This is a genomic window from Mesorhizobium terrae (assembly GCF_008727715.1).
Taxonomy (GTDB): Bacteria; Pseudomonadota; Alphaproteobacteria; order Rhizobiales; family Rhizobiaceae; genus Mesorhizobium; species Mesorhizobium terrae.
The window spans coordinates 5,626,172-5,651,069 of record NZ_CP044218.1; the positions used below are offsets into that span (position 1 = coordinate 5,626,172).

Consider the following 24,898-nt stretch of genomic DNA (forward strand, 5'->3'; position numbering starts at 1 on the left):
CGACGCCATCGAGAAGCGCTTGGCTTCGGAGTTATCCTTCCAGACCCAGAACTATCTGACCCACTCGCCGCGATACCAGTCGACGAATTTGCGCAGGCCGTCCTCGATCGAGGTGTTCGGCTTGAAGCCGATGGCGCGGTCGAGCTCGGTGACATCGGCATAGGTGCACTCGACATCGCCCGGCTGCATCGGCTCGTACTGGCGCTTCGCCTCGATACCGATCAACCGCTCCAGCATGTCGATGAAATCGCCGAGCCGCACCGGGCTGTTGTTGCCAATGTTGAACAGCCGGCTGGGCGGCACCGCGCCCGACGGCGGCGTGTCCAGAACCTTCACCACCGCTTCGACGACGTCGTCGACATAGGTGAAGTCGCGCCACATTTCGCCCTGGTTGAAGACGCGGATCGGTCTGCCCTCCAGGATCGCCTTGGTGAACAGCCAATACGCCATGTCCGGACGGCCCCACGGCCCGTAGACGGTAAAGAAGCGCAAGCCTGTCTGCGGGATGGCGAAGAGATGGGCGTAGGTGTGGCTCATCAGCTCGTCCGCCTTCTTGGTGGCGGCATAGAGCGAGACCGGCGTGTCGACCTTGTCGGCCTCGGCGAACGGTACCTTGCGGTTGCCGCCATAGACGGAACTCGACGAAGCGTAGACCAGATGTTCGAAGCCGGGCAGCGCCCGGCAGAATTCCAGCACCTCCAGATGCCCGACCACGTTGGAGCGGATATAGGTGCGCGGATTGTCGAGCGAATAACGTACGCCGGCCTGCGCGGCGAGGTGCACGATGCGCCGGATGCCGAGCCCCGACAGTGCCGCCAACGCGCCCTCGTCGGCGATATCCAGCCGGCGGAACGAGAACCCCTTTCGCTCAAGCAACTGCGCCAGCCGCGCCTGCTTCAGCGCCGGGTCGTAATAATCGTTCAGATTGTCGACGCCGATCACCTCTTCGCCCCGGTCGAGAAGGCGATGGCAGACATGACTGCCGATGAAGCCGGCGGCGCCGGTGACAAGAATGGGCAAGCGTGCTCTCCGAACAATTGCGCCGCGCCGGTCCGGCCGCACCGCCGGCGCAGTGCTACCACCGGGGCCGTCTCGGGTTCAACCGGGAACGATGGGTCCGGCCGCGTCAGCTCGCCTCGCGCATCGCCTCCGCCGCCTGCAGGTCGACGGAGACCAGCTGGCTGACGCCCTGCTCGGCCATGGTGACGCCGAACAGGCGGTCCATGCGCGCCATGGTGATCGGATTGTGGGTGATGACGACGAAGCGCGTTTCGGTCGAGGCCGACATCTCGTCCATCAGGTTGCAGAAACGCTCGACATTGTGGTCGTCGAGCGGCGCGTCCACCTCGTCCAGCACGCAGATCGGCGCCGGATTGGTCAGGAACACGGCGAAGATCAGCGACATCGCCGTCAGCGCCTGCTCGCCACCCGACAACAGCGTCATCGTCTGCGGCTTCTTGCCCGGAGGACGGGCAAGGATTTCCAGGCCGGCCTCCAGGGGATCTTCCGATTCGATCAATTGCAATTCGGCGGTGCCACCACCGAATAGATGGGTGAACAGCCGCTGGAAATGCGCGTTGACGACGTCGAAGGCGGCCAGCAGCCGTTCGCGGCCTTCGCGGTTCAGGCTCTGGATGGCCTGGCGCAGTTTGCGGATCGCCTCGATGACGTCCTCGCGCTCGGAGACGATCGTCTCCAGCCGCTCGGACAGTTCGCGCTGCTCTTCCTCGGCGCGCAGGTTGACCGCGCCCAGCCTCTCGCGCTCGATCTTCAGCCGTTCCAGCTGGCGCTCGATCTCGCCCATGTCGGGTATCGGGCTGTCAGCCTCCAGGCCGGTGTGGCGGATAACCAGGTGCGGCGGCGTGTTAAGCGCTTCCTGGATGCGCGCCTCCACCTCCTGGCGGCGCTCGTCGGCGGCGGTCAGCCTTTCCTCGGCGCGCACGCGCGCCTCGCGCGCTTCGGCCAAGGTAGTGATGGCGGCCGTTGCCGCCTTGTCGAGCTCGGCCTGTCGGTTTTCCGCTTCCTGCAAGCGGTCGGCGGCGTTCTTGCGCAGCGCCTCGGCTTCCGAGAGCTGGGACAGCAGCGCGCGGCGGCGCTGGTCGAGCTCGTCCGGCGCCTCGACCAGATCCTCTCGCTCGGCGGCTGCCTCGGCCTTGCGTTCGGCAAGTGCCGCGATCTGCGTCGACGCGTTCTCGGCGCGCGACAGCCAGTTGCCGCGTTCGAGGGCGATCGCCTGCAGGCGGCGCGTGCGCGCCTCGGCTTCGCGGTTCAGGCCGTCATGGACGGCGCGCGCTTCGGCCAGAGCGGCGCGATCGCGCGAGACGTGACCGGCAGCCTGCTCCAGCCTCGACTGCAAATCGCCGAGATCGGGCGCACCGCGCAGCTGTTCTTCCGCCTCGACATAGATGGCGGTGGCTTCCTCATGCGCCTCGACGACACGGCCGCGCGATTCCTCCAGCGCACCGCGCCGCGTCGACAATTCGCCGGTGGCCTTCTCGGCCTGGGCCAGGGCATTGCGCGCCGCGTCGAGCGCGTGCTGCGCGTCGCGCCATGCCTGGCGCGCGTGTTTTTCGTCCTCGACCGCGTTGCGCAGGCCGGTCTCGGCGTTACGCAGCGCCTCTTCGGCGGCGCGCACCGCCACGGTTGCCGCGACGGCCTCGGCGTCGAGTTCGGTCAGGCGGTTCTTCTGGGCCAGCCGCAGGGCGGCGGCGGTCGGCGCGTCGGCGCTGGCGGTGAAGCCGTCCCAGCGCCACAGCGCGCCGTCCTTGCTCACCAGCCGCTGGCCCGGCGCCAGCAAGGCCTGCAGGCGCTTGCCATCCGATGCCTCGACGATGCCGATCTGGGCGAGGCGACGCGCCAATTGTGACGGTGCCTTGACCACCGAGGCGAGGCTGCGCACGCCCTCCGGCAGCGCCGGGTCGCTCGCCTGCACCGCGTTCTCGCCCCAATGGACGGGCGCACTGCGGTCGAGCGGCACCTCGAGGTCTTCGCCAAGTGCGGCACCCAGCGCGGTTTCGAAACCACGCTCCACGCTCATCTGTTCCAGCACGGCTGGGAACAGGTCGCCGCCGCTGGTTGAATTGATGATCTTGGCAAGCGTGCGCGCCTCGGTCTCGATGCCGGCGAGCTCGGCCTTGGCCTCCTGCAATGGCAGCCGGGCGGCGGTCTCGGCCTCGCGCGCCGTCGCAACCGCCTGTTCGGCAAGCTCGGCGGCGGCCTCGGTCGCTTCCAGCGCCTCGGCGGCTGCTTCCGCCAACACGCGTTTTTCGGTCGGGTCGGCCAGCGCCGAGATGCGCTGCGCGATCTCGGCCAGTTCGCGGTCGGCATCTGCGAGTTGACGGGCGAAACGATCGCGCCGTTCCGCCGTTTCGCGCAATGTCCGCTCGATCTGGTTGCGACCGGCCGCCGCTTCCGCCCGTTCGGCGGTCAGCCTGGCCAGCGCACCTTCGCTGGTCGCCAGCGTCGCGGTGGCCTCTTCAAAAGCGGCGCGCGTATTTGCCTCGCGCTCGGCGGCACCGGCGTTTTCGCCGTTCAGGGTGGTTTCTTCCGCCGCCAGCCGCTCCAGCACGGCGGCGTTGTCGCGCACCATGCGCTCCTCGCGCTCGATATCGCTGTCGAGCTGCTGCAGACGGCGGTCGAGCTCGGTCTGGCGCGCGCGGATGCGGCCGGCCTCCTCCTCGATCTGCGACTTGGCGATCGACAGGCGCTGGAAAGCGGCGGCTGCCTTGGCCTCGGCGTCGCGCAGGTCCGGCAGGCGATGGGCGCCGATCGCCTGTTCTTTGGCGGCATTCATCTGGGCTGCGGCGCGATCGCCGACCAGCGCGGTCGCCGTCGCCAGGGCCGAACGTGCTTCGCCTTCCTGCGTCTTCGCCAGCGTCCAGCGCAGATGCAGCAGCGTGGCCTCGGCCTTGCGGATATCGGCCGAGAGGTTCTTGAAACGCGAGGCCTGGCGGGCCTGACGCTTTAGGCTCTCGATCTGGCTTTCCAGCTCGCCGACCACATCGTCCAGCCGCTCGAGGTTCTGTTCGGCGCCCTTCAGCCGCAACTCCGCCTCGTGACGGCGGGTGTGCAGGCCGGAAATGCCGGCGGCTTCTTCCAGCAGGGCGCGGCGCGCCTGCGGCTTGGCCTGGATCAGCTCGCCGATGCGGCCCTGCCCGACCATCGAGGGCGAGCGTGCGCCGGTGGACTGGTCGGCGAACAGAAGCTGCACGTCCTTGGCGCGCGCCTCCTTGCCGTTGATGCGATAGACCGACCCCGCCTCGCGCTCGATGCGGCGCGAAACCTGCAATTCGTCGGCATCGTTGAAGGCGGATGGCGCCGTGCGGTCGACATTGTCGAGGAACAGCGTGACTTCGGCGGTGTTGCGCGCTGGGCGCGTGTTGGAGCCGGAGAAGATGACGTCGTCCATGCCGGACGCACGCATGTTCTTGTAGGAGCTTTCGCCCATGACCCAGCGGAGCGCTTCCACCAAGTTCGACTTGCCGCAGCCATTCGGCCCGACGATGCCGGTGAGGCCGCGTTCGATAACGAACTCACCGGGTTCGACGAAGGATTTGAAACCGAGCAGGCGCAGGCGCGAGAATTTCATTCGCGCAACCCCGTTCGGGCGCGAACGCCAAGGCGCTGCCGCCCCGGCGCTACCGGAACGTCACAGCAGAGGGTCGATGATGGCCGACATTTCCGCAATCGACAACGCACCCTTGTAGGTTTGCCCGTTGATGAAGAAGGTCGGCGTCGAGTCGACCTTGAATTCGTCCTGTCCACGCTTCTGCACCGATCTGACTTGGTCCAGAAGTTTCTGGTCCGTCAAGCAGGAGTTGAAGCTCTCCTGTGTAAAACCGGCCAGTTTGGACAGTTGGAACATCGCGTCCTTGACGTTTTCGGCCGCGGCCCAGTTCTGCTGCTGCTTGAACAGCACGTCGACCATCGGGAAATAGTTGTCGCCCGCGCAGCGCGCCAGCATGAAACCCGCCTCGGCGCGCGGATCGAACGGGAACTCGCGGAAGATCAGCCGCACCTTGCCGGTGTCGATATATTTCGTCTTCAGTTCCGGCAGCGTCGTTTCGTGGAAATGCGCGCAATGCGGGCAGGTCATCGACGCGTATTCGATGATGGTGACCTTGGCGTCGTCCTTGCCAAGCTGCTTTTCCGGCAACACGCCCGGCTTCAGCAGTTCAGCCATGTTGACCGAACCGGAGGACTGCGGGGCTGCGGCCGCGGGCGTCGCTGCCGGCTTGGTGGCATCGGCGGTCTTGGTCGTCTCGGCGGGCTTCGAGCCTTCCGCCTCGGCCTCGCCAGCCTTGTTGCAGGCGGCGAGTGCCAGCGCTGCCGGAGCGACGGCCAGCGTGGTCAGAATGGTTCTGCGGGACAAGAGACGGGTCATCGAATCACCTGATTAGCGTTGGATTTTGCAATGGAAGATCAAGAAAAAGCGAGAGTCCGGGCGAATTAAGGCATCGCGGCCCACAAGTCCAATCGCGAAATCCGGTCGAAACGATCACGAAAACGCGAGACGCCGGTGAGTTCTACTTGCGCTGGCCGATGATGGTCGCGCCGAGCCGCTCCAGTGAAGCGCGCAGGCCGTCGTCCTCGACGCCCTCAACCACCCGTTCCAGACGCGTTTTCTCTAATGGCGTCAATGGCCTGGCAGGCTGTGCCGTGCGTCGCCTGGTTTCCGTCAGCGGCTTCTGGACGATGCGGATGCGGCCGATCGCCTGGAAACCAAGAAAGGCGTTGACGCGACCGATGATCTCGTCGGCCTGATGCTGGAGGTGCAGCGCCGCGACACCTTGGCACGCCACCACCAGCACAGCCGGCTCGAACGGATCGTCCTCGCGCATGCGGCGCGGCCACTGGATCTTTTCCGGCCGCGAGGTGCCGGCAAGACGCGGCCCGACGATCTCCTCCCAGGATTGGACGAGGCCGATCGAGATTCCGGCGCGCTTGCGCAACACCGGCTCGAGGATGCCGGTGGCGAGATCGCTGACCGGCACGGGATTGCCGTAGCGGTTTTTCCCTGTCATGCGTGCTCCGTCAGACAGCAGGAGCGGCCGAAATCAACCACTCCCTCGGAAGATCAATGGCATCACTCACCTCGACCCGCAAGCCTGCAGACCGGCCTGTCACCGGCATCGCCGACCGGCTGCTTGCCTGGTACGACGCCCATCACCGTGACTTGCCGTGGCGGGTGCCGCCGCGCGAACTGGCAAGCGGCGTCCGGCCAGATCCCTATCGCGTCTGGTTGTCCGAGGTCATGCTGCAGCAGACCACGGTCGAGGCGGTCAAAGCCTATTTCCAGGCCTTTCTCGAACGCTGGCCGACCGTGCAGGCGCTTGGCGCGGCAAGCACCGACGACGTGATGAAGGCCTGGGCGGGGCTCGGCTATTATTCGCGGGCACGCAACCTGAAGGCCTGTGCGGATCGCATCGCGGCGCGGGGCGGCGTTTTTCCCGATACCGAGGACGGACTGCGCGCCCTGCCCGGCATCGGCGCCTATACGGCGGCTGCGATCGCCGCGATCGCCTTCGTCCGGCCGGCGGTCGTGGTCGACGGCAATGTCGAGCGCGTCATCACACGCCTGTTTTCGATCGCCATGCCGCTGCCGGCGGCCAAGCCCGATATCCGCGCCGAGGTCGAGCGACTGGTGCCGGCGGACAGGCCCGGCGATTTCGCGCAGGCGACGATGGATCTCGGCGCCACCATCTGCACGCCGCGCCGGCCGCGCTGCATGCTGTGCCCGCTGCGGCAAGATTGCAGCGCCATCCTGTCCGGCGATCCCGAATTCTACCCGGTGAAACTGGCCAAGCCCGAAAAGCCGCAACGCAAGGGCGCCGCCTTTGTCGCCATCCGCAACGACGGCGCGGTGCTTTTGCGCAAACGCCCGGAAAAAGGCCTGCTTGGAGGGATGAGCGAGGTGCCGACCACCGGCTGGACCGCGCGCATCGACGGCGCCACTGGAACCGACGCCGCACCCTTCGCGGCCAACTGGCGGCCGGCGGGCAGCATCGGCCATGTCTTCACCCATTTCGGGCTCGAACTCGCCGTCTACCGCGCCGATGTCGATTTCACCGCGCCACCCCAGGGGTTTTTCTGGTCGCGGCCCGGCTGGATCAATGACGAGGCCTTGCCGACTGTCATGAAAAAGGCAATCGAAGCGGCTATGCCCGGCTCGACCCAGAAGGGCCCGCACAAGAGGAAAGCATGACCGAAATCCGCCATATCGTCTTCGACATCGGCAAGGTGCTGCTGCACTACGACCCCAGCCTGCCGTTCAACCGGCTGATCCCGGACGAGACGGAGCGGCAGTGGTTCTTCGATCATGTCTGCACGTCGGACTGGAACATCGAGCAGGATCGCGGCCGGACCTGGGAAGAGGCCGAGGCGCTGCTGATCGACACCCACCCCGATCATGCCGAAAACATCCGCAACTTCCGCCGCCATTGGCACGAGATGGTGCCGCACGCCTATGACGACAGCGTGGTGCTGATGGAACGGCTGATCGACGACGGCCGCGACGTCACCATGCTTACCAATTTCGCCGGCGACACCTTCCGGGAAGCGCAGGAGCGGTTCGCCTTCCTGAAACGGCCGCGCGGCGTCACCGTTTCGGCCGATATCCGGCTGCTAAAACCCGACCGCGCCATCTACGACCACCACGTCAAATCCTTCGGCCTCGAGCCGGCGGCGACGCTGTTCATCGACGACAGCCAGAAGAATGTCGACGGCGCCAAGGAAGCCGGCTGGCAAGCCGTGCTGTTCACCGACCCCGCGACGCTAAAGCGCGACCTGACCAATCTCGGAGTTATCGCATGAGCGCCGCCCACGATCCCGCCGAGACGCTGGCCCGTTTCCATGACGTGACCAATGCGCAGGACTTCGCCGCCATCGAGGCGATGTTCGCGCCCGAGGTCGTCTATATCTCGCAAGGCGTTGGCGGCCGCATCGAGGGCCGCGACGCAGTGATGGCGGCTTTCCGCACTTATTTCACGGAATATCCGGACCAGGAAGCGGAAGACAAGAAGCTGGAAGCCCTGTCGCCCATGAGCGCCCGCTCCGAATGGCGACTCACCGGCACCAGCACCAAGACGGGCGTGTGGCGCGAACGCATTGGCGCCGAGACCATCACGCTCAACGGCGATGGATTGATCGTGCGCGTGGATGTCGAGGGCTAGAGCCACCCTCGCGGGGCTCGCGGATAACGGGCCCCGCACAATCGTCCAAGACAGTAGCTTCGAATATTCCGTAGGCAGTCCATCCAACGATGGAGCCTACGGAATGGACAAGACATACCAGCCGGTCAGGTTTTCCGAAAAACTCTCCAGAATCACCGAGCTCTGGCAGCCACGCGTTGTCGCCGAACTGAACGATTACCAGTTCAAGGTGGTTCGTATCGAGGGCGACTTCATCTGGCACGATCACCCGGAAACCGATGAGGCGTTCATCGTTCTCAGCGGCCAGTTGCGCATCGATATGCGCGACGGGGCAGTCACCATCGGGCCTGGAGAAATGTTCGTCGTGCCCAAGGGCGTCGAACACAAGCCTTATGCCGAGAAGGAAGTTCAGCTTCTGCTGGTCGAGCCGCGCGGCGTGCTCAACACCGGTCACGTTGGCGGCGATCGCACCGCGCAGAACGACGTCTGGATCTGAGACGGCGGCGCGGAGCTATTCCCGCGACCTTCGGGATTACGCCCCTGCCCGCTCCATGCCGAGCCGCGCGATCTTGCGCAGTTCGTCGATCGGGGTGAGGCCGCCGGCGCGTTCATAGTGCCAGAAGGTCCAGCCGTTGCAGGCGTCGAGCCCCTGTACTTCGGCGCCGACCTTGTGGATGGAGCCGGCATTGTCACCGATTGCCAGCGTGCCGTCGGCGCGCACCTTGGCCGACCAGCGCCGTTTGGCGTCGTAGAGCGTGGTGCCGGCCTTGACCAGGCCGGTATCGATCAGGCTGACGAAAGCAACGCGCGGTTCGGCGCGCTTGCCTGTGAGAACGGCGAGGTCGGCGTCCTCCAGCGTCTTGACCGCGGCGATGCGTTCGTAGGCGGCGTCGATATAGGTCTGCTCGCGCTCGATGCCGACGAAGTGGCGGCCGAGCCGCTTGGCGACCGCGCCAGTGGTGCCGGAGCCGAAGAACGGGTCGAGCACGACATCGCCGGGCTTTGTCGACGCCATCATGATGCGGGCGAGCAGCGCTTCCGGCTTCTGCGTCGGGTGCAGTTTGTCGCCATTGTCGTCCTTCAGCCGCTCCCCGCCGGTGCAGATCGGGAACAGCCAGTCGGAGCGCATCTGCACGTCGTCGTTTGAAGCCTTCAGCGCCTCGTAGTTGAAAGTGTAACCCTTCGACTTCTGGTCGCGCGAGGCCCAGATCATCGTCTCATGGGCGTTCTGGAAGCGGCGGCCGCGGAAATTCGGCATCGGGTTGGTCTTGCGCCAGACGACGTCGTTGAGGATCCAGAAGCCGAGATCCTGCATCTTGGCGCCGACGCGGAAGATGTTGTGATAGGAGCCAATCACCCAGATGGTGCCATTCGGCTTCAACACCCGGCGGGCGGCGAGCAGCCAGGCGCGGGTGAACGCGTCATAGGCCTCGAAGCTCTCGAACTGGTCCCAGTGATCGTCCACCGCGTCGACCTTGGATTGGTCCGGGCGGTGCAGATCGCCTTCGAGCTGCAGGTTGTAGGGCGGATCGGCGAAGATCACGTCCACCGATTTTTCCGGCAGCCGATCGAGCGCAGCGACACAATCGCCTTTCAGGATCGTGTCCAACCACTCGGACTGCTGAGGGGCATGGGAAAGTTCGTCGAGGAGACGCACGGCAGACATTCTGACAACCCGAAGCACGCGTTACATTTACCAGCCGTTATGGTTACCGTTCCCAGTAAATATTTAATGAAGTGAAGCCGTGATTTGCGGGTAACCGACGCTTGGTGTATGCCGCGCCGGCTTCCTTTCCCGCAGATGGACCGACATGCCCCAGCCAGACCTTGTCATTTTCGATTGCGACGGCGTGCTCGTCGATTCCGAAATCATCGCCGCTCGCGTCGAAGCCGAGCTGATCACCGAAGCAGGCTTCGAGATCGGCGCCGAGGAGATCGCCGAGACCTATGCCGGCCTGACCTTCAAGGACATCATGATGGCGATCGAGGAGAAGGCGAACATCCCCTTCCAGGCCTCGATGATCATTCGCGCCGAAGAACTGGTGGACCGCAAGCTACGCTCCGACGTGCGCGCCATCGACGGCGTGCACCAGGCCGTTGCCGCGATCACCGCGCCACACTGCATCTGCTCGAATTCGCGCAGCGAACGCATCACCTTCATGCTGGACAAGGTGCGGCTGTTGCCGCTGTTCCAGGGCCGTATCTTCTCGGCGCTGGAGACCCCGACGAAGAAAACCAAGCCGGCGCCGGACGTCTTCCTCTACGCAGCCGAGAAATTCAAGGCGAACCCGGCCAACACATTTGTCATCGAGGATTCGGCCCATGGCGTGCAGGGCGCCCGCGCCGCCGGCATGCGCGTCATCGGCTTCACCGGTGCCTCGCACAGCTACCCGGGCCATGCCGATGCACTGACCGAAGCCGGTGCCGAAACCGCTATCAGCCGCTGGTCCGACCTGAAAGGCGTTCTTGCCGCTCTCTCCGAGTGGTCGGACGCCTGACGCTTGGACGCGGCAGCCCTTCCCCAAGCGAGAAGGGCTGTCCTTGACGGAGACTAGCGAGGAATATCCGAGATCGTGGTCTGGCTACCCTGAGCGGGCGCTGCCGGCGCGGTCGCGACCGGAGCCGCCTTCGGCTTCGGCTTGTGAACCCGACGCTTCACCGGCTTCTGCTCGCTCGGCTTCTCGACCTTCTTGGTCACCCCTTCATCGAAGCCGGCAAAGGCCTGATAGGTGTTGGCGGTCGGCTCGGGAATGGAAATATTGGAATCGTTCAGCACGAACTGGGTGGCCGACGAGGTGTCGGAAATCTGCACCTTGTGCTGATAGATCTGCGAATAAAGCACCTTGTCGCCTTCGACGACGGCGATGCGGATCGGCATGGTTATGGTGCCGGGCGTCACCATCGGGCCCGGAACGACGCGACCGGCAACGGCGATCTTCATGTTGAGCATGCCGTTGTTGCGGGTGCAGTCGCGGGTCACTTCGCCGATCGAAGCCTGGTAGACGACACGCGAGGAATCGTCCTGCGGCGCATTGCTGGTGTCGACGGCCGCGGCGTCCTGGCCCTTCTTGGCCTTCGGTTTCGCTCCTGCCTTGGCATAGGTGCTGTAGAAGGCGGTACCTTCGCGCAGCGTCACCTTCGGGCAGAAGGCTCTGAGATCGGAGGCCTTGACCTTCGCCACTTCGGCGTTGATGGCCGCATCGTCCTTCTTGCCCATACCCATGAAGCCGCCGCCGGAACTGCCGCCGTCGCTCGATTGGCAGCCTGCGACGATCAGCATAAAGCCCATCGACATGAAACCCGCGACAAAGCGGCTGTTGGACGAACGAAACACCATGAAATGCGGTTCCCTCACGCGAAGCAGGCGACCTATAGCAACGAGACGGCAAAAATGCGACTGAGGGCGCGCACAAATTCACGCTTTCGCCGCCAGAAGGGCAATTGGCCGTCAGGCCGCTGAAATGGAAAGTCGACAATGCGCTATGTGAGTACACGCGGCGAGGCCCCCGCGCTCGGATTTTCGGACACGGTTCTGGCCGGGCTGGCGCGCGACGGCGGCCTCTACGTGCCCGAAACCTGGCCGCACTTCTCGGCCGCAGAGCTGCATTCCATGCGCGGTCTGCCCTATGCCGACCTCGCCATCCGCGTGCTGACGCCCTTTCTCGGCGGCGAGATCGCGCCGGCTATCTTCGAGAAGCTGGTGCGCGAAGCCTACGCCACCTTCCGCCACGAGGCGGTCTGCCCGCTGGTACAGACGGGGCACAACACGTTCGTGCTCGAACTCTTTCACGGCCCGACCCTGGCATTCAAGGACGTCGCCATGCAGCTATTGGCGCGGTTGATGGACCATGTGCTGTCCGAGCGCGGCGAGCGGGCGACAATCGTCGGCGCCACATCGGGCGACACCGGCGGCGCGGCCATCGAGGCCTTTGCCGGGCGCGAGCGCACCGACATCGTCATCCTGTTCCCGAAGGGCCGCGTCTCGCCGGTGCAGCAGCGGCAGATGACGACGTCCACCGCGGCCAATGTCCACGCGCTGGCGATCGAGGGTAATTTCGACGACTGCCAGGGCATGTTGAAGGACATGTTCAACGACCATGGCTTCCGCGACGGCGTCGCGCTGTCGGGCGTCAATTCCATCAACTGGGCCCGCATCATGGCCCAGATCGTCTATTATTTTTCGTCGGCACTGTCGCTCGGCGCTCCCGATCGTCCGGTCTCCTTCACCGTGCCGACTGGCAATTTCGGCGATATCTTCGCCGGATACGCCGCCAAGCGCATGGGCCTGCCGATAGAGCAACTCGTGATCGCCACCAACGACAACGACATCCTGGCACGCACGCTGGCCAGCGGCGAATACCGCATGAAAGGCGTCGTCGCCACGACATCACCCTCGATGGACATCCAGATCTCGTCCAATTTCGAGCGGCTTTTGTTCGAGGCTTCCGACCGCGACGCCGCAACCGTGCGCCGCTATATGAATTCGCTGAAGCAGTCCGGCGCCTTCACCATCGAGGCCGGTGGGCTCGCCCGTATCCGCGCTGAATTCGACGCGGGCCGCGCCACCGAATCGGAAGTCGCCGAGACGATCCGCGCCACGCTGGCCGGCTCGGGATATCTGCTCGACCCGCATACGGCGTCCGGCGTCCACGTCGCCGCCACGCAGACGGCGAGCGCAGTGCCGATGATCGTGCTTAGTACCGCGCATCCGGCGAAATTTCCGGCGGCGGTGGAAGCGGCGAGCGGCATCCATCCCGCTCTGCCGGCATGGCTTGCCGACTTAATGAATTCGGAGGAAAGATATGCGGTACTTCCATCCGACCTGAAAATGGTGGAAGATTATGTTCGTCGCCGCTCCCGGGCGGCGCGTTAGGGAGTCTGAACTATATGGGTGTTGAGGTAAGCCGTCTGTCGAACGGCCTGACAGTCGCCACCGAAACCCTTCCAAGCATCGAATCCGTCGCGCTCGGCGCCTGGGTCAAGTCCGGGGCCCGCAACGAGCGTGAGGATGAGCATGGGATGGCGCATCTTCTCGAGCATATGGCCTTCAAGGGCACGAGGAGGCGTTCCGCCTTCCAGATCGCTTCGGAAATCGAGAATGTCGGCGGTGAAATCAACGCCGCCACCAGCGTCGAGACAACATCCTTCTACGCCCGCGTTCTATCCAACGACGTTCCGCTGGCCGTGGATATCCTGGCAGACATCCTGCAGGAATCGGAATTCGATCCGGAGGAGTTGGAGCGGGAGCAGAACGTCATCCTGCAAGAGATCGGCGCTGCGCACGACACGCCCGACGACGTCGTCTTCGACCATTTCACGGAAACCGCCTTCCGCCACCAGACCATCGGCCGCTCGATCCTGGGCACGCCGGAGACGGTGCAATCCTTCACCTCCAGGCAGTTGCACGATTTCATGGAGCGCCAATACGGCGCCGAACGCATGGTGATGGTCGCTGCCGGCGACGTGAAGCATGACGAGTTCGTGCGCGAGGTGGAAAAGAAGCTCGGCTCCTTCCGCTCCAAGGCCGAAAACGCCGCGCCGCAATACGCCCAGTATGTCGGCGGCGACTTCCGCGAGAACCGCGACCTGATGGACGCGCAGATCGTGCTCGGTTTCGAGGGCCGCGCCTATCACGTGCGCGATTTCTATGCCTCGCAGGTGCTGTCGATGATCCTCGGCGGCGGTATGTCGTCTCGCCTGTTCCAGGAAGTGCGCGAGAAGCGCGGCCTTTGCTATTCGGTCTATGCCTTCCACTGGGGCTTTTCCGACACCGGCATCTTCGGCGTCCACGCCGCGACCGGCCAGAACGACATTGCCGAACTGGTGCCGGTGATCGTGCGCGAATTGCAGCGGGCCGGCGAAGCGATCGCCCAGGAAGAGCTCGACCGTGCGCGCGCGCAATACCGCGCCGGCCTCATCATGTCGGCGGAAAGCCCCGCCAGCCGCGCCTCGCAGATCGCCCGCCAGCTTCTGCTGTTCGGCCGGCCTATCCCGAAGGAAGAGCTGATGGAACGGCTCGGCGCGCTGACGATCGAGCGCCTGACCGACCTATCGTCCCGCCTGTTCTCGACCCGGCCGACCCTGGCTGCCGTCGGACCGATCGGCACGCTGGCGCCCTATGAGGCGGTTCTCGACACGCTTCCGGGCATCGAGGTCGCGGCCCGCAAGCTTGCCGTCTGATCCAGGCCGGCGGCCGTGTTCGCGCTTCCTTTCTTTCGCCGGGACCAGCCGGTACTGAAAGGGGAAAAGGTCGCTCTGCGCGTTCCGCTGCCGGGCGATCATCGGGAGTGGTCGACGCTGCGCGGCGAAAGCCGCGCCTTTCTCGAGCGGTGGGAGCCACGCTGGACACCCGACGAGCTTGAGCGCTCGGCCTGGCGCCACCGTATCGGCCGCTACCGCGAGGACTACGCCCAGGGCACGGCCGTCGCCCTCTTCATCTTCGAGCGCAGCTCTGGCAAGCTCGCCGGCGGCATCACCCTAGGCAACATTCGCCACGGCGTCGCCCAGAGCGGCCATATTGGCTACTGGATCGGCGAGCGCTATGCCGGCAAGGGGCTGATGACCGACGCCGTCAAGGTGCTTGCGGGCTTCGCCTTCGATACGCTCAAGTTGCACCGGATCGAAGCTGCCTGTATTCCCGACAACATTCGTTCGATCCGCGTGCTTGAAAAAGCCGGATTCCAGCGTGAAGGACTTCTGCGCTCCTATCTTCGGATCAACGGGGCCTGGCAGGACCACTATCTCTATGCCCGGATCGCCGACGATCCGCCGGCATCCGCAACGAAGGGCTGATTTTGACGAAATTCCTGCGAAACGGGCCGGTGCTTGCCTTCGTCCTGGCGACGATGGTGACGCTTTTCGCCGCCGCTTCCGCCTATGCCGTGGAACCGATCAAGATTTCCCGCGATGATGTGGCGCTCGACCTTTCGGGTGCAGTGGAAATCTACCGCAACCAGGGCGAGAATTTCCAGGTTTCGACGGCACCAGGTTCGGACGGCATCGTGCGGCGCATCGAGGTCGAGGCTAACGACAAGCGCTCGACCGGCGACTGGGCCGTGTTCGCGCTGGCCAACGCCACCGACGACGTCATCGACCGGCTGATCGTGGCGCCGCATTTCCGGCTGGTCAAATCCGGCATCTTCTGGCCCGACCTCGGCTCCACCCGCATCGCGGCCATCACACCTTCCGAAGGCTTCGCGCTCGATAAGCAGGCGAGCCCCGATGCTGACGTCTTCCGGGTCACGCTGAACCCGGGCTCGGTGGTGACGTTCATCGCCGAACTGGCGTCGCCGAAGCTGCCGCAGGTCTATCTGTGGGAGCCGGAGGCCTACAAGGACACGGTCAATTCCTACACGCTCTATCGCGGCATCGTCATCGGCATTGCCGGCCTGTTGGCGCTGTTCTTGACCATCCTGTTCGTAGTCAAGGGCACCTCGCTCTTCCCGGCCACAGCGGCGCTCGCCTGGGCGGTGCTCGCCTATATCTGCATCGACTTCGGCTTCCTGGCCAAGATCATCCAGGTGGCGCCGGGCTCAGAGCAAGTGTGGCGCGCCGGCGCGGAAGTGGCGCTTGCCACCACCTTCGTCGTCTTCCTGTTCACCTATCTCAACCTCAACCGCTGGCACGGCCATTTCAGCTACGGCGCCGTCGTTTGGGTGCTTGGCCTCGCCGCCATCGCTGGCATCGCCATCATCGACCCGGCAATCGCCGCCGGCATCGCGCGCATCTCCTTCGCCGCCACCGCCGTCACCGGCCTCGGGCTCATCATCTTCCTCGGCCTGCGCGGCTACGATCGCGCCATCATGCTGGTGCCGAGCTGGGTGATGGTGTTGTTATGGGCGGCGGGCTCGTGGATGGCGATTACCGGCCTGCTCGACAACGACATCGTGCAGCCTGCGCTGGGCGGCGGGCTGATCCTGGTGATCCTTTTGATCGGCTTCACCGTCATGCAGCACGCCTTCGCCGGCGGCGCCCTGCATCAGGGCCTGTTCTCCGACCTCGAGCGACAGGCGCTGGCCGTCGCCGGCTCCGGTGACACCGTGTGGGATTGGGACGTGCTGCGCGACCGCGTCGTCACCCGCCCCGATGTCAGCCTGCAGCTTGGCCTCGCGCCGGGCAGCCTTGGCGGCGCCGCCCGCAACTGGCTGCCGGTGCTGCATGCCGATGACCGCGACACCTTCCGCACCACGCTCGATGTGGTGCTGGAGCATCGCCGCGGCCGTGTGGCGCAGAATTTCCGCCTGCGCGGCGCCGACGGCCACTATCATTGGTTCTCGCTGAGGGCCCGCCCGGTTATCGGCTCCGACGGCGAGGTCATCCGTTGCGTCGGCACGATGGTCGACGTGACGGAGCAGAAGAAATCGGAAGAGCGCCTGCTGCACGACGCCGTGCACGACAACCTCACCGGCCTGCCCAACCGCGAATTGTTCATGAACCGGCTGGAAGCGATCATCTCGATCGCCCGCACCGAGGACAAGGTGCGCCCGACCGTCTTCGTCATCGACATCGACCGCTTCAAGCAGGTCAATGACGGGCTAGGTATCTCGGCCGGCGACACCATCCTGCTCACCGTGGCGCGGCGCTTGCACCGCCTGCTGAAGCCGAAGGATTCGCTATCGCGTTTCGCCGGCGACCAGTTCGCGCTCATGCTCTTGTCCGAGCAGGACCCGGCCCGCATCGCCGCCGTAGCCGACGCGATCAAGCACGCGATCAGTTCACCTATCACCTTCGCCAAGCGCGAGATCGTGCTGACCGCCTCGATCGGCCTCATCACCTGGACGACGGATCAAGTCTCGGCCGACGACCTGGTCAAGGATGCCGAACTTGCCATGCACCAGGCCAAGCGCTTTGGCGGGGACCGCATCGAACCGTTCCGTCCGGCCTTCCGCACGGTCGGCACCGACCGGCTGCAATTCGAATCCGATTTGCGCCGCGCCATCGAACGGCGCGAATTCACCCTCGCTTACCAGCCGATCGTGCGGCTCGAAGATTCCAGCGTGGCCGGTTTCGAGGCGCTTTTGCGCTGGGACCACCCGCGCCGCGGCATGATCCCGCCGGCCGACTTCATTCCGGTGGCCGAAAGCTGCGGTCTCATCGTCCAGCTCGGCCTGTTCGCCATGCAGAAGGCGGCGGAAGACCTGGCGATCTGGCAGAAGCAGATCGGTGACGCGCCGCTGTCGGTTTCGGTCAACCTGTCCAGCCGCCAGCTGATCCGGCGCGACCTGGTCACCGACGTGCGCTCGGTCATCGCCCGCGCCGGACTCAAGCCGCGCTGTCTCAGGCTGGAACTTACCGAGTCGCTGGTCATGGACAATCCCGAGCAGGCCGCGCATGTACTCAATAAGTTGAAGCAGCTCGGCATAGGGCTGTCGCTGGACGATTTCGGCACCGGCTACTCCTCACTGTCCTATCTGACCCGCTTCCCGTTCGACACGATCAAGATCGACAAGAGCTTCATCGACGACACCTCGCCGAAGCGCGCGGTGCTGCTGCGCTCGATGGTCAACATGGCCCATGAACTCGGCCTTTCGGTCGTGGCGGAAGGCATTTCGGACCAGAGCGATGCGCTGGAACTGCGCCAGATGGGCTGCGAATACGTACAGAGCTTCATGTTCGGCGCGCCGATGAACGCCGACGCCGTCATCAAGCTGCTGCGCGAACAATATCCGCTCACCCAGGCCTGACCTTTGTTCCTTCTCCCTGTTCACGGGGAGAAGGCGCCCGAAGAGTGGATGAGGGGTAGCTCTGCGCTCTCGGATGGAAGCCGCCGACAGAACACCTCCCGACAAAGGCGGTTCAGCCTCTATAAGGAATGGAAGTCCGCCTAGGCGTGCCCGGCGGCGGCGCTGAAATGCGCGAGGTTGACGCCGATGCTGGCCAGGATGCGATCATATTTGCGATCGATGTCCGGATCGAACAGCAATTCCGGCGTCGCCGGGCAGGTCAGCCAGCCGTTTTCGGCGATTTCGGTTTCGAGCTGGCCGGCACCCCAGCCGGAATAACCCAGCGCCATCAGCGCATGACGCGGCCCGTGGCCGGTCGAGATCGCGCGTAATATGTCGACTGTTGCCGTGAGACAGATGTCATCCGACACCGGCAGCGAGGATTCGACGCGATAATCACCCGTGTGCAGCACGAAGCCGCGGCTGCGATCGACCGGCCCGCCATTGCGAACGACGAAGTCGCGCGCCTCCTGCGGCAGGCGGATTGCTTCCTGCTCGTTCATGATGCCGAGCTGGACCAGGAGGTCGGGAAACAGCATCTGCTGGGTCTGATTGATGATCAGCCCCATGGCGCCCTCATCCGAATGCGCGCAGATGTAGATGACCGAACGCGCGAACCGCTCGTCCTTCATGCCGGGCATGGCGATGAGGAACTGGTCGTCGAGGAAGCCGTTCTTTCCGGCTGTCTTCTTGTTGCGCAGGAGCTCCATAGGCAAAGCGTAACGCGTTTCCGGCATGCTTGAAAGATGCCATTGGTGCAATTCGCCCCAGCCACAAGTCGGCCATGTCACACAAATATGATGGGGCCTGTCGTGCGAAATCGGTTGCGCGGACAGTTTGGGACGGTCAAACCAACGTGATGAATTGCTTGAAACTTCCGCTCGGCCTGGCACTTCTGGCAGCATCTGCCCTGCCGGCCGCCGCCTCGTCGTCCCGCTGGGCGGACAGCGAGGGCGGCCGGATCAGGCTGGTTACCGCCGGCCTGCCGGATGAGTCCGGCCGCCTGAACGGCGTGCTCCACATCCAGCTGAAGCCCAGCTGGAAGACCTATTGGCGCGACCCCGGTGCTAGCGGCGTGCCACCGCAGATCGATGTCAGCAAGGCCACCAACATCGCTAAGGCCGAGTTCTCCTACCCGGCGCCGGGCCGTCACAGTGACGGCTATGGCGAATGGGCGGGTTATGACCGCAGCGTCTCGCTGCCGGTCACCTTCACGCTCGCCAATCCACGCGAAAAGGCCGTCATCGAAGCCGGCGTCTTCGTTGGCATCTGCCAGACCATCTGCATTCCGCTGCAAGCACGGCTCACCGTCGACCCCACAGCCGACCCCGACAATGCAGACGATGTCTGGCTGATCGCGGCCGCGCGTGCCGCCTTGCCGGCCAAGCCCAGCGACGGTTTCGCGGCCATGGCCGTGCCCGGCGGCAAGGAGGTCTTGACGGTGGAGGCGACAGTGCCTGGCCTGCTGCAGTCCGCCGATCTCTTCGTCGCCGGTGAGCAAGGCTACCTGTTCGGAGCGCCGACACGCGCGGAGAGGGACGGCAAGCTGGTGTTCTCGCTGCCGATCATCGGCCGCCCGGACACGCGCCCGCAAGGCGATGGCCTGCCCTACACGCTGACGACCCCCATGGGCGCGGTTGAAGGTCTATTGCCCTATCCGTGACAATCGGCCGGACCGGTCAGATTGCGGGCCAACGCGGAAGGCGCTATCGCTTTCACGTCTTCCCCTTCCCTCTCAGACATGAGGACTGCCATGACCATTTCCGTTGGCGACAAGCTGCCCGAAGCGACTTTCAAGACGATGACCGACGACGGCGCCAAGGCGCTGACCACCGCCGAGGTTTTCGACGGCAAGAAGGTGGTGCTGTTCGGCGTTCCCGGTGCCTTCACCCCGACCTGCAACAACAACCACCTGCCGGGTTATCTGGAGAACCGCGACGCCATCCTGTCGCGCGGCGTCGACCAGATCGCGGTCGTTGCAGTGAACGACCAGTTCGTGATGGGCGCTTGGGCGCGCTTCACCGGCGCCGAAGGCAAGATCCTCTTCCTCGCCGATGGCAGCGGCACCTTCGCCAAGGCAGCTGGCCTCGACCTCGACCTCAGCGCCAACGGTCTCGGCCTGCGCTCGAAACGTTTCTCGATGATCGTCGACGACGGCACCGTCACGGCGCTCAACATCGAGGACAGCACCGGCCAGGCCGTGGATTCCGGCGCCGCCAGACTGATCGAACAGCTCTGAGAGATTTTCCGACCCTGCCCTCTCCGATGGGAGGGCGGGGGCTCCTAGTCTCAATAACTCTGCGATGAGCGGCGCGGCGGCTTTCTGCCAGGCGTCTTCGTGGCCGTGTCGCCTGTCGAGGGGCGAAGCGCCGGTGCCGGCTGCGGGCGGCCCGAGCTCTTCTTGAACGGCGCCATGCCCATGCGGGCCAGTTCGTCGGCGCGTTCGTTCTCGGGGTGGCCAGCATGGCCCTTCACCCAATGCCACGTCACTGTGTGGCGACGGTTGGCCTCGTCCAGTGCCTGCCACAACTCACCGTTCTTCACCGGCTTCTTGTCGGCCGTTTTCCAGCCGTTGCGCTTCCAGCCATGGATCCACTTCGAGATGCCGTCCATGACGTATTTGCTGTCGGTGTGAAGTGCTACGGTGCACGACTCCTTCAGCGCGTTCAGGCCATTGATCGCCGCCAGAAGTTCCATGCGGTTGTTGGTGGTCTCGGCCTCGCCGCCCGACAGTTCCTTGGTCGTGCCATTGAAGCGCAGGATAGCGCCCCAGCCGCCCGGGCCGGGATTGCCCGAACAGGCGCCGTCGGTGAAAATCTCGATCTGTTTCATTTCAACCCGTATTCGCTGGCCGAGCCGATGGCGCGGTGGAACCGTATGCGGCGGATGTATTCGGTCGGATCGCGCTTCATCACCAGCCCGCCGTCGGGAACGGTCAGCCAGTCATAGAGGCGAGTCAGCATGAAACGCAGCGCCGAGCCGCGCGCCAGCATCGGCAATGCCTGCTTTTCCGCTTCGCTCAGCGGTCGTACGCTCTGGTAACCGGCCAACAGCGCGGTGCCCTTGGTGAGGTTGAAGGAAAAATCCTTCTCGAAGCACCAGGCGTTGAGGCAGGTGGCGAGGTCGTAGGCATAAAAATCGTCGCAGGCGAAATAGAAGTCGATCAGCCCCGACAGTTTTTCGCCCAGGAAGAACACATTGTCTGGAAATAGGTCTGCATGGATGATGCCGGTCGGCAGATCGCACGGCCAGTTGCGCTCGAAATCCGCGAAATCACCATCGACCTCTGCCGCCAGCCCCGGCTCGACCTCGTTGGCGCGGGCGCGCGAGGCTTCCCACAGCTTGCGCCAGCCGTCGATCGCCAGCGCGTTGGCGCGATGCATGGTGAAGTCGGCACCGGCCAGATGCATGGCGGCAAGCGCCTCGCCGACTTCCCGGCAATGCACGACGCCCGGCTTGCGCAGCCACATGCCCTCGAGAAAAGTGATGATGACGGCCGGCCGGCCAGCCAGCGTGCCGATCATCGAGCCGTCATGGCGATGCACCGGCAACGGACAGGAGATGCCCTTCTTGGCGAGATGATCCATCAGCCCGAGGAAGAAAGGCAGGTCCGCCTTCTCGACGCGCTTTTCGTACAGCGTCAGGATGAAGGAGCCTGCCGTGGTGTGCAGCAGGAAGTTGGAATTCTCCGTGCCTTCGGCGATGCCCTTGTAGGAGAGCAGCTGGCCGACCGGATAATTTTGCAGGAAAGCGGAAAGCTCGCCCTCCGTCACATCGGTATAAACCGCCATCACACGGTTCCGTTGACGAAGGCCATGTCGGCCGGTGTCAGTTCGACATCGCGCAATACCCGCATGACCGGGAAATCCTCCGTTTCCGTCGCTGTCACCGCCAGTTCGACCGAAACGTCGAAACGCTGACGGAAGGCATCGATGATCTCGTCGACGATGATCTCCGGCGCCGAAGCCCCTGCGGAGAGGCCGAGCGTCGAGATGGCGCCGATGTCATCCCACGGAATTTCGGAGGCGCGCTGCACGAGAAGCGACATCCTGGCTCCGGCGCGTTCCGCAACTTCGACAAGGCGGCGCGAATTCGACGAATTGGGGGCGCCGACCACCAGGTAGAGGTCGGCGCCGGAGGCGGTCTCCTTCACCGCGTCCTGGCGGTTGGTGGTGGCATAGCAGATCGATTCGGCCGCCGGCGCCTGCAGGTCCGGGAAGCGTTCCTGCAAGGCGCGGATGATGCCGGCGGTGTCTTCCACCGACAGCGTCGTCTGGGTGACGAAGCCCAGCGCCTGCGGGTTGGCGGGCTGGAAGGTCGCCGCGTCAGCCTCGGTCTCGATCAAGGTCACCGCGCCTTCCGCCAGTTGCCCCATGGTACCGATCACCTCTGGATGGCCGGCATGACCGATCAGCAGCACGTGGCGGCCGAGCCGCTGATGGCGCATCGCCTGCTTGTGCACCTTGGAGACAAGCGGGCAGGTGGCGTCGAGATAAAACAGGTTGCGCGCCACGGCGTCCGCCGGCACCGATTTCGGCACGCCATGCGCGGAAAAGACAACCGGGCTTTGCTTGTGATCGTCCGGGATCTCGGACAATTCCTCGATGAAGACGGCGCCGAGATTTTGCAACCCCTCGACCACGTAGCGGTTGTGCACGATCTCGTGGCGCACATAGACCGGCGCGCCATATTTCTTCAGCGCCAGCACCACGATCTGGATGGCGCGATCGACGCCGGCGCAGAAGCCGCGCGGCTGGCAAAGCCTGATTATGAGGGGTGGCTTAACGGCTTTCTGCAACGCGGATTCCCACTGTCTGGCCCATCGGTCGGATTGTGCGGACATGATGTCCGCCACCCCCTTCTGTCAAGGGCGCGGAACGGCCTGGCGGGCGTTCACCTGTTCTTCCGGTTCTTCGCCAGCCACACCGCCATGACACCGACCAGGGCCGCTGCGAGGCCATACCAGGTCATCGCGTATTGCAGGTGATTGTTGGGCAGGTCGAGCAGCGTCGTGCCGCCAACGGGTAAGCCGCCTGGATTGGGCGCCCTGCCAGCATCGACGAAGAACGGCACGACCACGGCGCCGGCCGGCAGGCCTGCAGTCGCCGCCATGGCGTCGCGGTCCTTCCAGTAGAAGATGTTCTTGGTCAGATCGTTGTCGGGCACCATCATCGATGGCTTGCCGGCAAGCGGATTGCGCGCCAGGCCGGTCATCGTCACCTCGCCCGCCACCTCGCCCTTCTGGCGCTTGGCAGGGTCCTTCATGTCGTAGGGTACGAAACCCCGGTTGACGAGCACGAAACGGCCGTCGGCGAGTTTCAGCGGCGTATAAACGCTGAACCCGGTCTCGCCGTCCCAGGTGGTGAAGAAATGGCGCTCGCCCTGATGCAGGAACGTGCCGGTCAGCGTCACCGGAACGTAGTCGATGTCACGGGTCTCGGTGAACTGCTTCTCGACTTCCGCTAGCGGCGCCGGCGTTGCGTTCATGCGGCGGTCGATCGTCCCGATCAGCGCTTCCTTCCAGGCCAGACGCTCGACCTGCCAGGTGCCGAGGCCGATCAAGACAAGGAAGGCGATCAGGCCGAGGCCGAGCGCCAAGGCCGTGCGTGGCCCGCGGCGACCCGTCGACGGCTGTGGGACCGCGCTCATTGCGGTCGGTCCAGCCGACCCTCGGCCGCCTTGTTGCGGTATTGAAGGGTGAGCAGCACGCCCTTGATCAGCCGCAGCGCCGTCAGGCACAGCATGATTGCCAACGGGATCCACAGCAGGAAATGCAGCCAGAGCGGCGGCGCGAAGGTCACTTCCAGCCAAAGCGCCAGACCGACGACGATGAAGCCGATGATGAGGATGACGAAGACCGCTGGCCCGTCGCCGGCATCGGCGTAGGAATAGTCGAGACCGCAGTTCATGCAGCGCTTGCCGACCGTCAGGAAGCCGGAGAACAGGCGCCCTTCCCCGCAGCGCGGGCAGCGCCCCTTGAGGCCGGCCTGGATCGGGTCGACCGGCGGCCAGATTGCCTTATCTTCGCTCATGCCGATCTTCTTAGAACCTTTCAGGCTCAAGTTGAACGGTCGGCCCAAAAGAAAGAGGCGGCCACGTTGCCGCAGCCGCCTCCAATCAAACCCGATTGAACGGGGATCAGTGACCTTCGATGACCGCGCCGGCCGAGCCCCAGACATAGATCGAGGCGAACAGGAACAGCCAGACCACGTCAACGAAGTGCCAGTACCAGGCGGCCGCCTCGAAGCCGAAATGCTGCTTCGGCGTGAAGTCGCCCTTCATCGCGCGGAACAGGCAAACCAGCAGGAAGATGGTGCCGATGATGACGTGGAAGCCATGGAAGCCGGTCGCCATGAAGAAGGTGGCGCCGTAGATCGAATCCTTGAAGCCGAACGGAGCGTGGATGTACTCGTAGGCCTGCACCATGGTGAACAGCATGCCGAGACCGACGGTGAGCACGAGGCCGTTGATCAGGCCCTTGCGATCGCCGTGGATCAGCGAATGGTGCGCCCAGGTCACCGTCGTGCCCGACAGCAGCAGGATGATGGTGTTGTAGAGCGGCAGGTGGAAGGGATCGAGCACTTCCATGCCCTTCGGCGGCCAAACGCCACCGGTGAAGGTGGTGCGCGCCGCCTGGATCGCCTCGTTCGGGAACAGGCTGGCGTCGAAATAAGCCCAGAACCAGGCTACGAAGAACATCACCTCGGAGGCGATGAACATGATCATGCCATAGCGCAGATGCAGCGACACCACCTGGGTGTGATGGCCCTCATGCGCTTCCTTGATGGTGTCAGACCACCAGGCGAACATGGTGTAGAGCACGATCAAAAGGCCGATCAGCAGCACCCAGAAATGCGCCTTGGACACGTCCAGGCCAAACAGGTGGAAGGGCGTGCCCTTCAGATACTGCATATAGATCACGCCGCCGAACGCCATGACCAGAGCACCTACCGAACCCAGGAAGGGCCAGGGGCTTGGAGCTATTATGTGGTAGTCGTGGTTTGGTTTGGCGTGTCCGTCGGCCAT

Annotated in this window: 24 protein-coding genes; 11 read left to right on the plus strand and 13 right to left on the minus strand. The window is 64.5% G+C overall.

Going from position 1 to position 24,898, the window contains the following annotated elements:
• Positions 1 to 51: 51 nt before the first annotated feature.
• The 4 genes from FZF13_RS28205 to FZF13_RS28220 all read right to left on the minus strand — a co-directional run bounded on the left by FZF13_RS28205 (position 52) and on the right by FZF13_RS28220 (position 6,023).
• Entirely contained in the window at positions 52 to 1,020 is a 969-nt protein-coding gene (locus FZF13_RS28205; protein WP_024925164.1) for an NAD-dependent epimerase/dehydratase family protein, read from the minus strand.
• A 106-nt stretch (positions 1,021 to 1,126) separates the two neighbouring features.
• The gene (gene smc / locus FZF13_RS28210) at positions 1,127 to 4,588 is read right to left on the minus strand and encodes a chromosome segregation protein SMC (RefSeq protein WP_024927277.1); all 3,462 of its coding nucleotides are present in this window, start codon (positions 4,586 to 4,588) and stop codon (positions 1,127 to 1,129) included.
• A 60-nt stretch (positions 4,589 to 4,648) separates the two neighbouring features.
• Positions 4,649 to 5,383 carry a DsbA family protein gene (locus tag FZF13_RS28215; RefSeq protein ID WP_024926727.1) on the minus strand — a complete coding sequence of 245 codons (735 nt, stop codon included), beginning with the start codon at positions 5,381 to 5,383 and terminating at the stop codon, positions 4,649 to 4,651.
• Between the two features lie 142 nt (positions 5,384 to 5,525).
• On the minus strand, positions 5,526 to 6,023 hold the full coding sequence (locus FZF13_RS28220) for a DUF721 domain-containing protein (protein WP_024926726.1): 498 nt from the start codon (positions 6,021 to 6,023) through the stop codon (positions 5,526 to 5,528).
• Positions 6,024 to 6,079: 56 nt separating this feature from the next.
• Between FZF13_RS28220 and mutY the strand changes: the two genes are divergently transcribed.
• From mutY to FZF13_RS28240, 4 genes are all read left to right on the plus strand, one after another.
• Complete coding sequence (gene mutY, locus FZF13_RS28225) at positions 6,080 to 7,204, plus strand: A/G-specific adenine glycosylase (RefSeq protein WP_024926725.1); 1,125 nt, start codon at positions 6,080 to 6,082, stop codon at positions 7,202 to 7,204.
• The gene (locus FZF13_RS28230) at positions 7,201 to 7,812 is read left to right on the plus strand and encodes an HAD family hydrolase (protein ID WP_024926724.1); all 612 of its coding nucleotides are present in this window, start codon (positions 7,201 to 7,203) and stop codon (positions 7,810 to 7,812) included. The genes mutY and FZF13_RS28230 overlap by 4 nt, the downstream gene beginning before the upstream one ends.
• Positions 7,809 to 8,171: a nuclear transport factor 2 family protein gene (locus tag FZF13_RS28235; RefSeq protein WP_024926723.1), complete on the plus strand. Its 363-nt coding sequence runs from the start codon at positions 7,809 to 7,811 to the stop codon at positions 8,169 to 8,171. The genes FZF13_RS28230 and FZF13_RS28235 overlap by 4 nt, the downstream gene beginning before the upstream one ends.
• A gap of 103 nt (positions 8,172 to 8,274) precedes the next feature.
• Positions 8,275 to 8,646 carry a cupin domain-containing protein gene (locus FZF13_RS28240; protein WP_024926722.1) on the plus strand — a complete coding sequence of 124 codons (372 nt, stop codon included), beginning with the start codon at positions 8,275 to 8,277 and terminating at the stop codon, positions 8,644 to 8,646.
• Between the two features lie 36 nt (positions 8,647 to 8,682).
• Here FZF13_RS28240 and FZF13_RS28245 read toward each other — a convergent pair whose 3' ends face one another.
• A complete protein-coding gene (locus FZF13_RS28245; RefSeq protein ID WP_024926721.1) occupies positions 8,683 to 9,816 on the minus strand; it encodes a site-specific DNA-methyltransferase in 1,134 nt (377 codons plus the stop codon).
• A gap of 145 nt (positions 9,817 to 9,961) precedes the next feature.
• Here FZF13_RS28245 and FZF13_RS28250 point away from each other — a divergent pair, with 145 nt between their 5' ends.
• On the plus strand, positions 9,962 to 10,648 hold the full coding sequence (locus FZF13_RS28250; protein ID WP_024926720.1) for an HAD family hydrolase: 687 nt from the start codon (positions 9,962 to 9,964) through the stop codon (positions 10,646 to 10,648).
• Between the two features lie 53 nt (positions 10,649 to 10,701).
• Here the strand turns inward: FZF13_RS28250 and FZF13_RS28255 are convergent, their stop codons facing one another.
• Positions 10,702 to 11,487, minus strand: a complete 786-nt coding sequence (locus FZF13_RS28255; RefSeq protein WP_024926719.1) for a hypothetical protein — start codon at positions 11,485 to 11,487, stop codon at positions 10,702 to 10,704.
• A 138-nt stretch (positions 11,488 to 11,625) separates the two neighbouring features.
• On the opposite strand from FZF13_RS28255, the gene thrC reads away from it, so the two are divergent.
• The 4 genes from thrC to FZF13_RS28275 are packed head-to-tail and all read left to right on the plus strand — an operon-like array spanning position 11,626 to position 17,833.
• On the plus strand, positions 11,626 to 13,023 hold the full coding sequence (gene thrC, locus FZF13_RS28260; RefSeq protein ID WP_024926718.1) for a threonine synthase: 1,398 nt from the start codon (positions 11,626 to 11,628) through the stop codon (positions 13,021 to 13,023).
• Between the two features lie 14 nt (positions 13,024 to 13,037).
• Positions 13,038 to 14,330 carry a M16 family metallopeptidase gene (locus tag FZF13_RS28265; protein WP_024926717.1) on the plus strand — a complete coding sequence of 431 codons (1,293 nt, stop codon included), beginning with the start codon at positions 13,038 to 13,040 and terminating at the stop codon, positions 14,328 to 14,330.
• A 15-nt stretch (positions 14,331 to 14,345) separates the two neighbouring features.
• Positions 14,346 to 14,942 carry a GNAT family N-acetyltransferase gene (locus FZF13_RS28270; protein WP_024926716.1) on the plus strand — a complete coding sequence of 199 codons (597 nt, stop codon included), beginning with the start codon at positions 14,346 to 14,348 and terminating at the stop codon, positions 14,940 to 14,942.
• Positions 14,943 to 14,944: 2 nt separating this feature from the next.
• Positions 14,945 to 17,833, plus strand: a complete 2,889-nt coding sequence (locus FZF13_RS28275; RefSeq protein WP_024926715.1) for an EAL domain-containing protein — start codon at positions 14,945 to 14,947, stop codon at positions 17,831 to 17,833.
• A 140-nt stretch (positions 17,834 to 17,973) separates the two neighbouring features.
• Here FZF13_RS28275 and FZF13_RS28280 read toward each other — a convergent pair whose 3' ends face one another.
• The gene (locus FZF13_RS28280; RefSeq protein ID WP_024926714.1) at positions 17,974 to 18,582 is read right to left on the minus strand and encodes a YqgE/AlgH family protein; all 609 of its coding nucleotides are present in this window, start codon (positions 18,580 to 18,582) and stop codon (positions 17,974 to 17,976) included.
• A 149-nt stretch (positions 18,583 to 18,731) separates the two neighbouring features.
• On the opposite strand from FZF13_RS28280, the gene FZF13_RS28285 reads away from it, so the two are divergent.
• Both FZF13_RS28285 and FZF13_RS28290 read left to right on the plus strand, forming a co-directional pair.
• A complete protein-coding gene (locus FZF13_RS28285) occupies positions 18,732 to 19,535 on the plus strand; it encodes a protein-disulfide reductase DsbD domain-containing protein (RefSeq protein WP_024926713.1) in 804 nt (267 codons plus the stop codon).
• Between the two features lie 90 nt (positions 19,536 to 19,625).
• On the plus strand, positions 19,626 to 20,111 hold the full coding sequence (locus tag FZF13_RS28290; RefSeq protein ID WP_024926712.1) for a peroxiredoxin: 486 nt from the start codon (positions 19,626 to 19,628) through the stop codon (positions 20,109 to 20,111).
• Between the two features lie 50 nt (positions 20,112 to 20,161).
• On the opposite strand, the gene rnhA is transcribed toward FZF13_RS28290, so the two are convergent.
• From rnhA to FZF13_RS28320, 6 genes are all read right to left on the minus strand, one after another.
• Positions 20,162 to 20,704: a ribonuclease HI gene (rnhA, locus tag FZF13_RS28295; protein WP_024926711.1), complete on the minus strand. Its 543-nt coding sequence runs from the start codon at positions 20,702 to 20,704 to the stop codon at positions 20,162 to 20,164.
• Positions 20,701 to 21,663, minus strand: a complete 963-nt coding sequence (locus FZF13_RS28300; RefSeq protein WP_024926710.1) for a homoserine kinase — start codon at positions 21,661 to 21,663, stop codon at positions 20,701 to 20,703. Before FZF13_RS28300 ends, rnhA begins: the two co-directional genes overlap by 4 nt.
• Positions 21,663 to 22,670, minus strand: coding sequence for a 4-hydroxy-3-methylbut-2-enyl diphosphate reductase (gene ispH / locus FZF13_RS28305; RefSeq protein ID WP_024926709.1), 1,008 nt, complete (start codon positions 22,668 to 22,670; stop codon positions 21,663 to 21,665). Before ispH ends, FZF13_RS28300 begins: the two co-directional genes overlap by 1 nt.
• A gap of 95 nt (positions 22,671 to 22,765) precedes the next feature.
• Entirely contained in the window at positions 22,766 to 23,521 is a 756-nt protein-coding gene (locus FZF13_RS28310) for an SURF1 family protein (protein ID WP_024926708.1), read from the minus strand.
• Positions 23,518 to 23,904 (minus strand): DUF983 domain-containing protein, encoded by a 387-nt coding sequence (locus FZF13_RS28315; RefSeq protein WP_024926707.1) that lies wholly within the window; start codon positions 23,902 to 23,904, stop codon positions 23,518 to 23,520. Before FZF13_RS28315 ends, FZF13_RS28310 begins: the two co-directional genes overlap by 4 nt.
• Before the next feature lie 106 nt (positions 23,905 to 24,010).
• Positions 24,011 to 24,898 (minus strand): cytochrome c oxidase subunit 3, encoded by an 888-nt coding sequence (locus FZF13_RS28320; RefSeq protein WP_024926706.1) that lies wholly within the window; start codon positions 24,896 to 24,898, stop codon positions 24,011 to 24,013.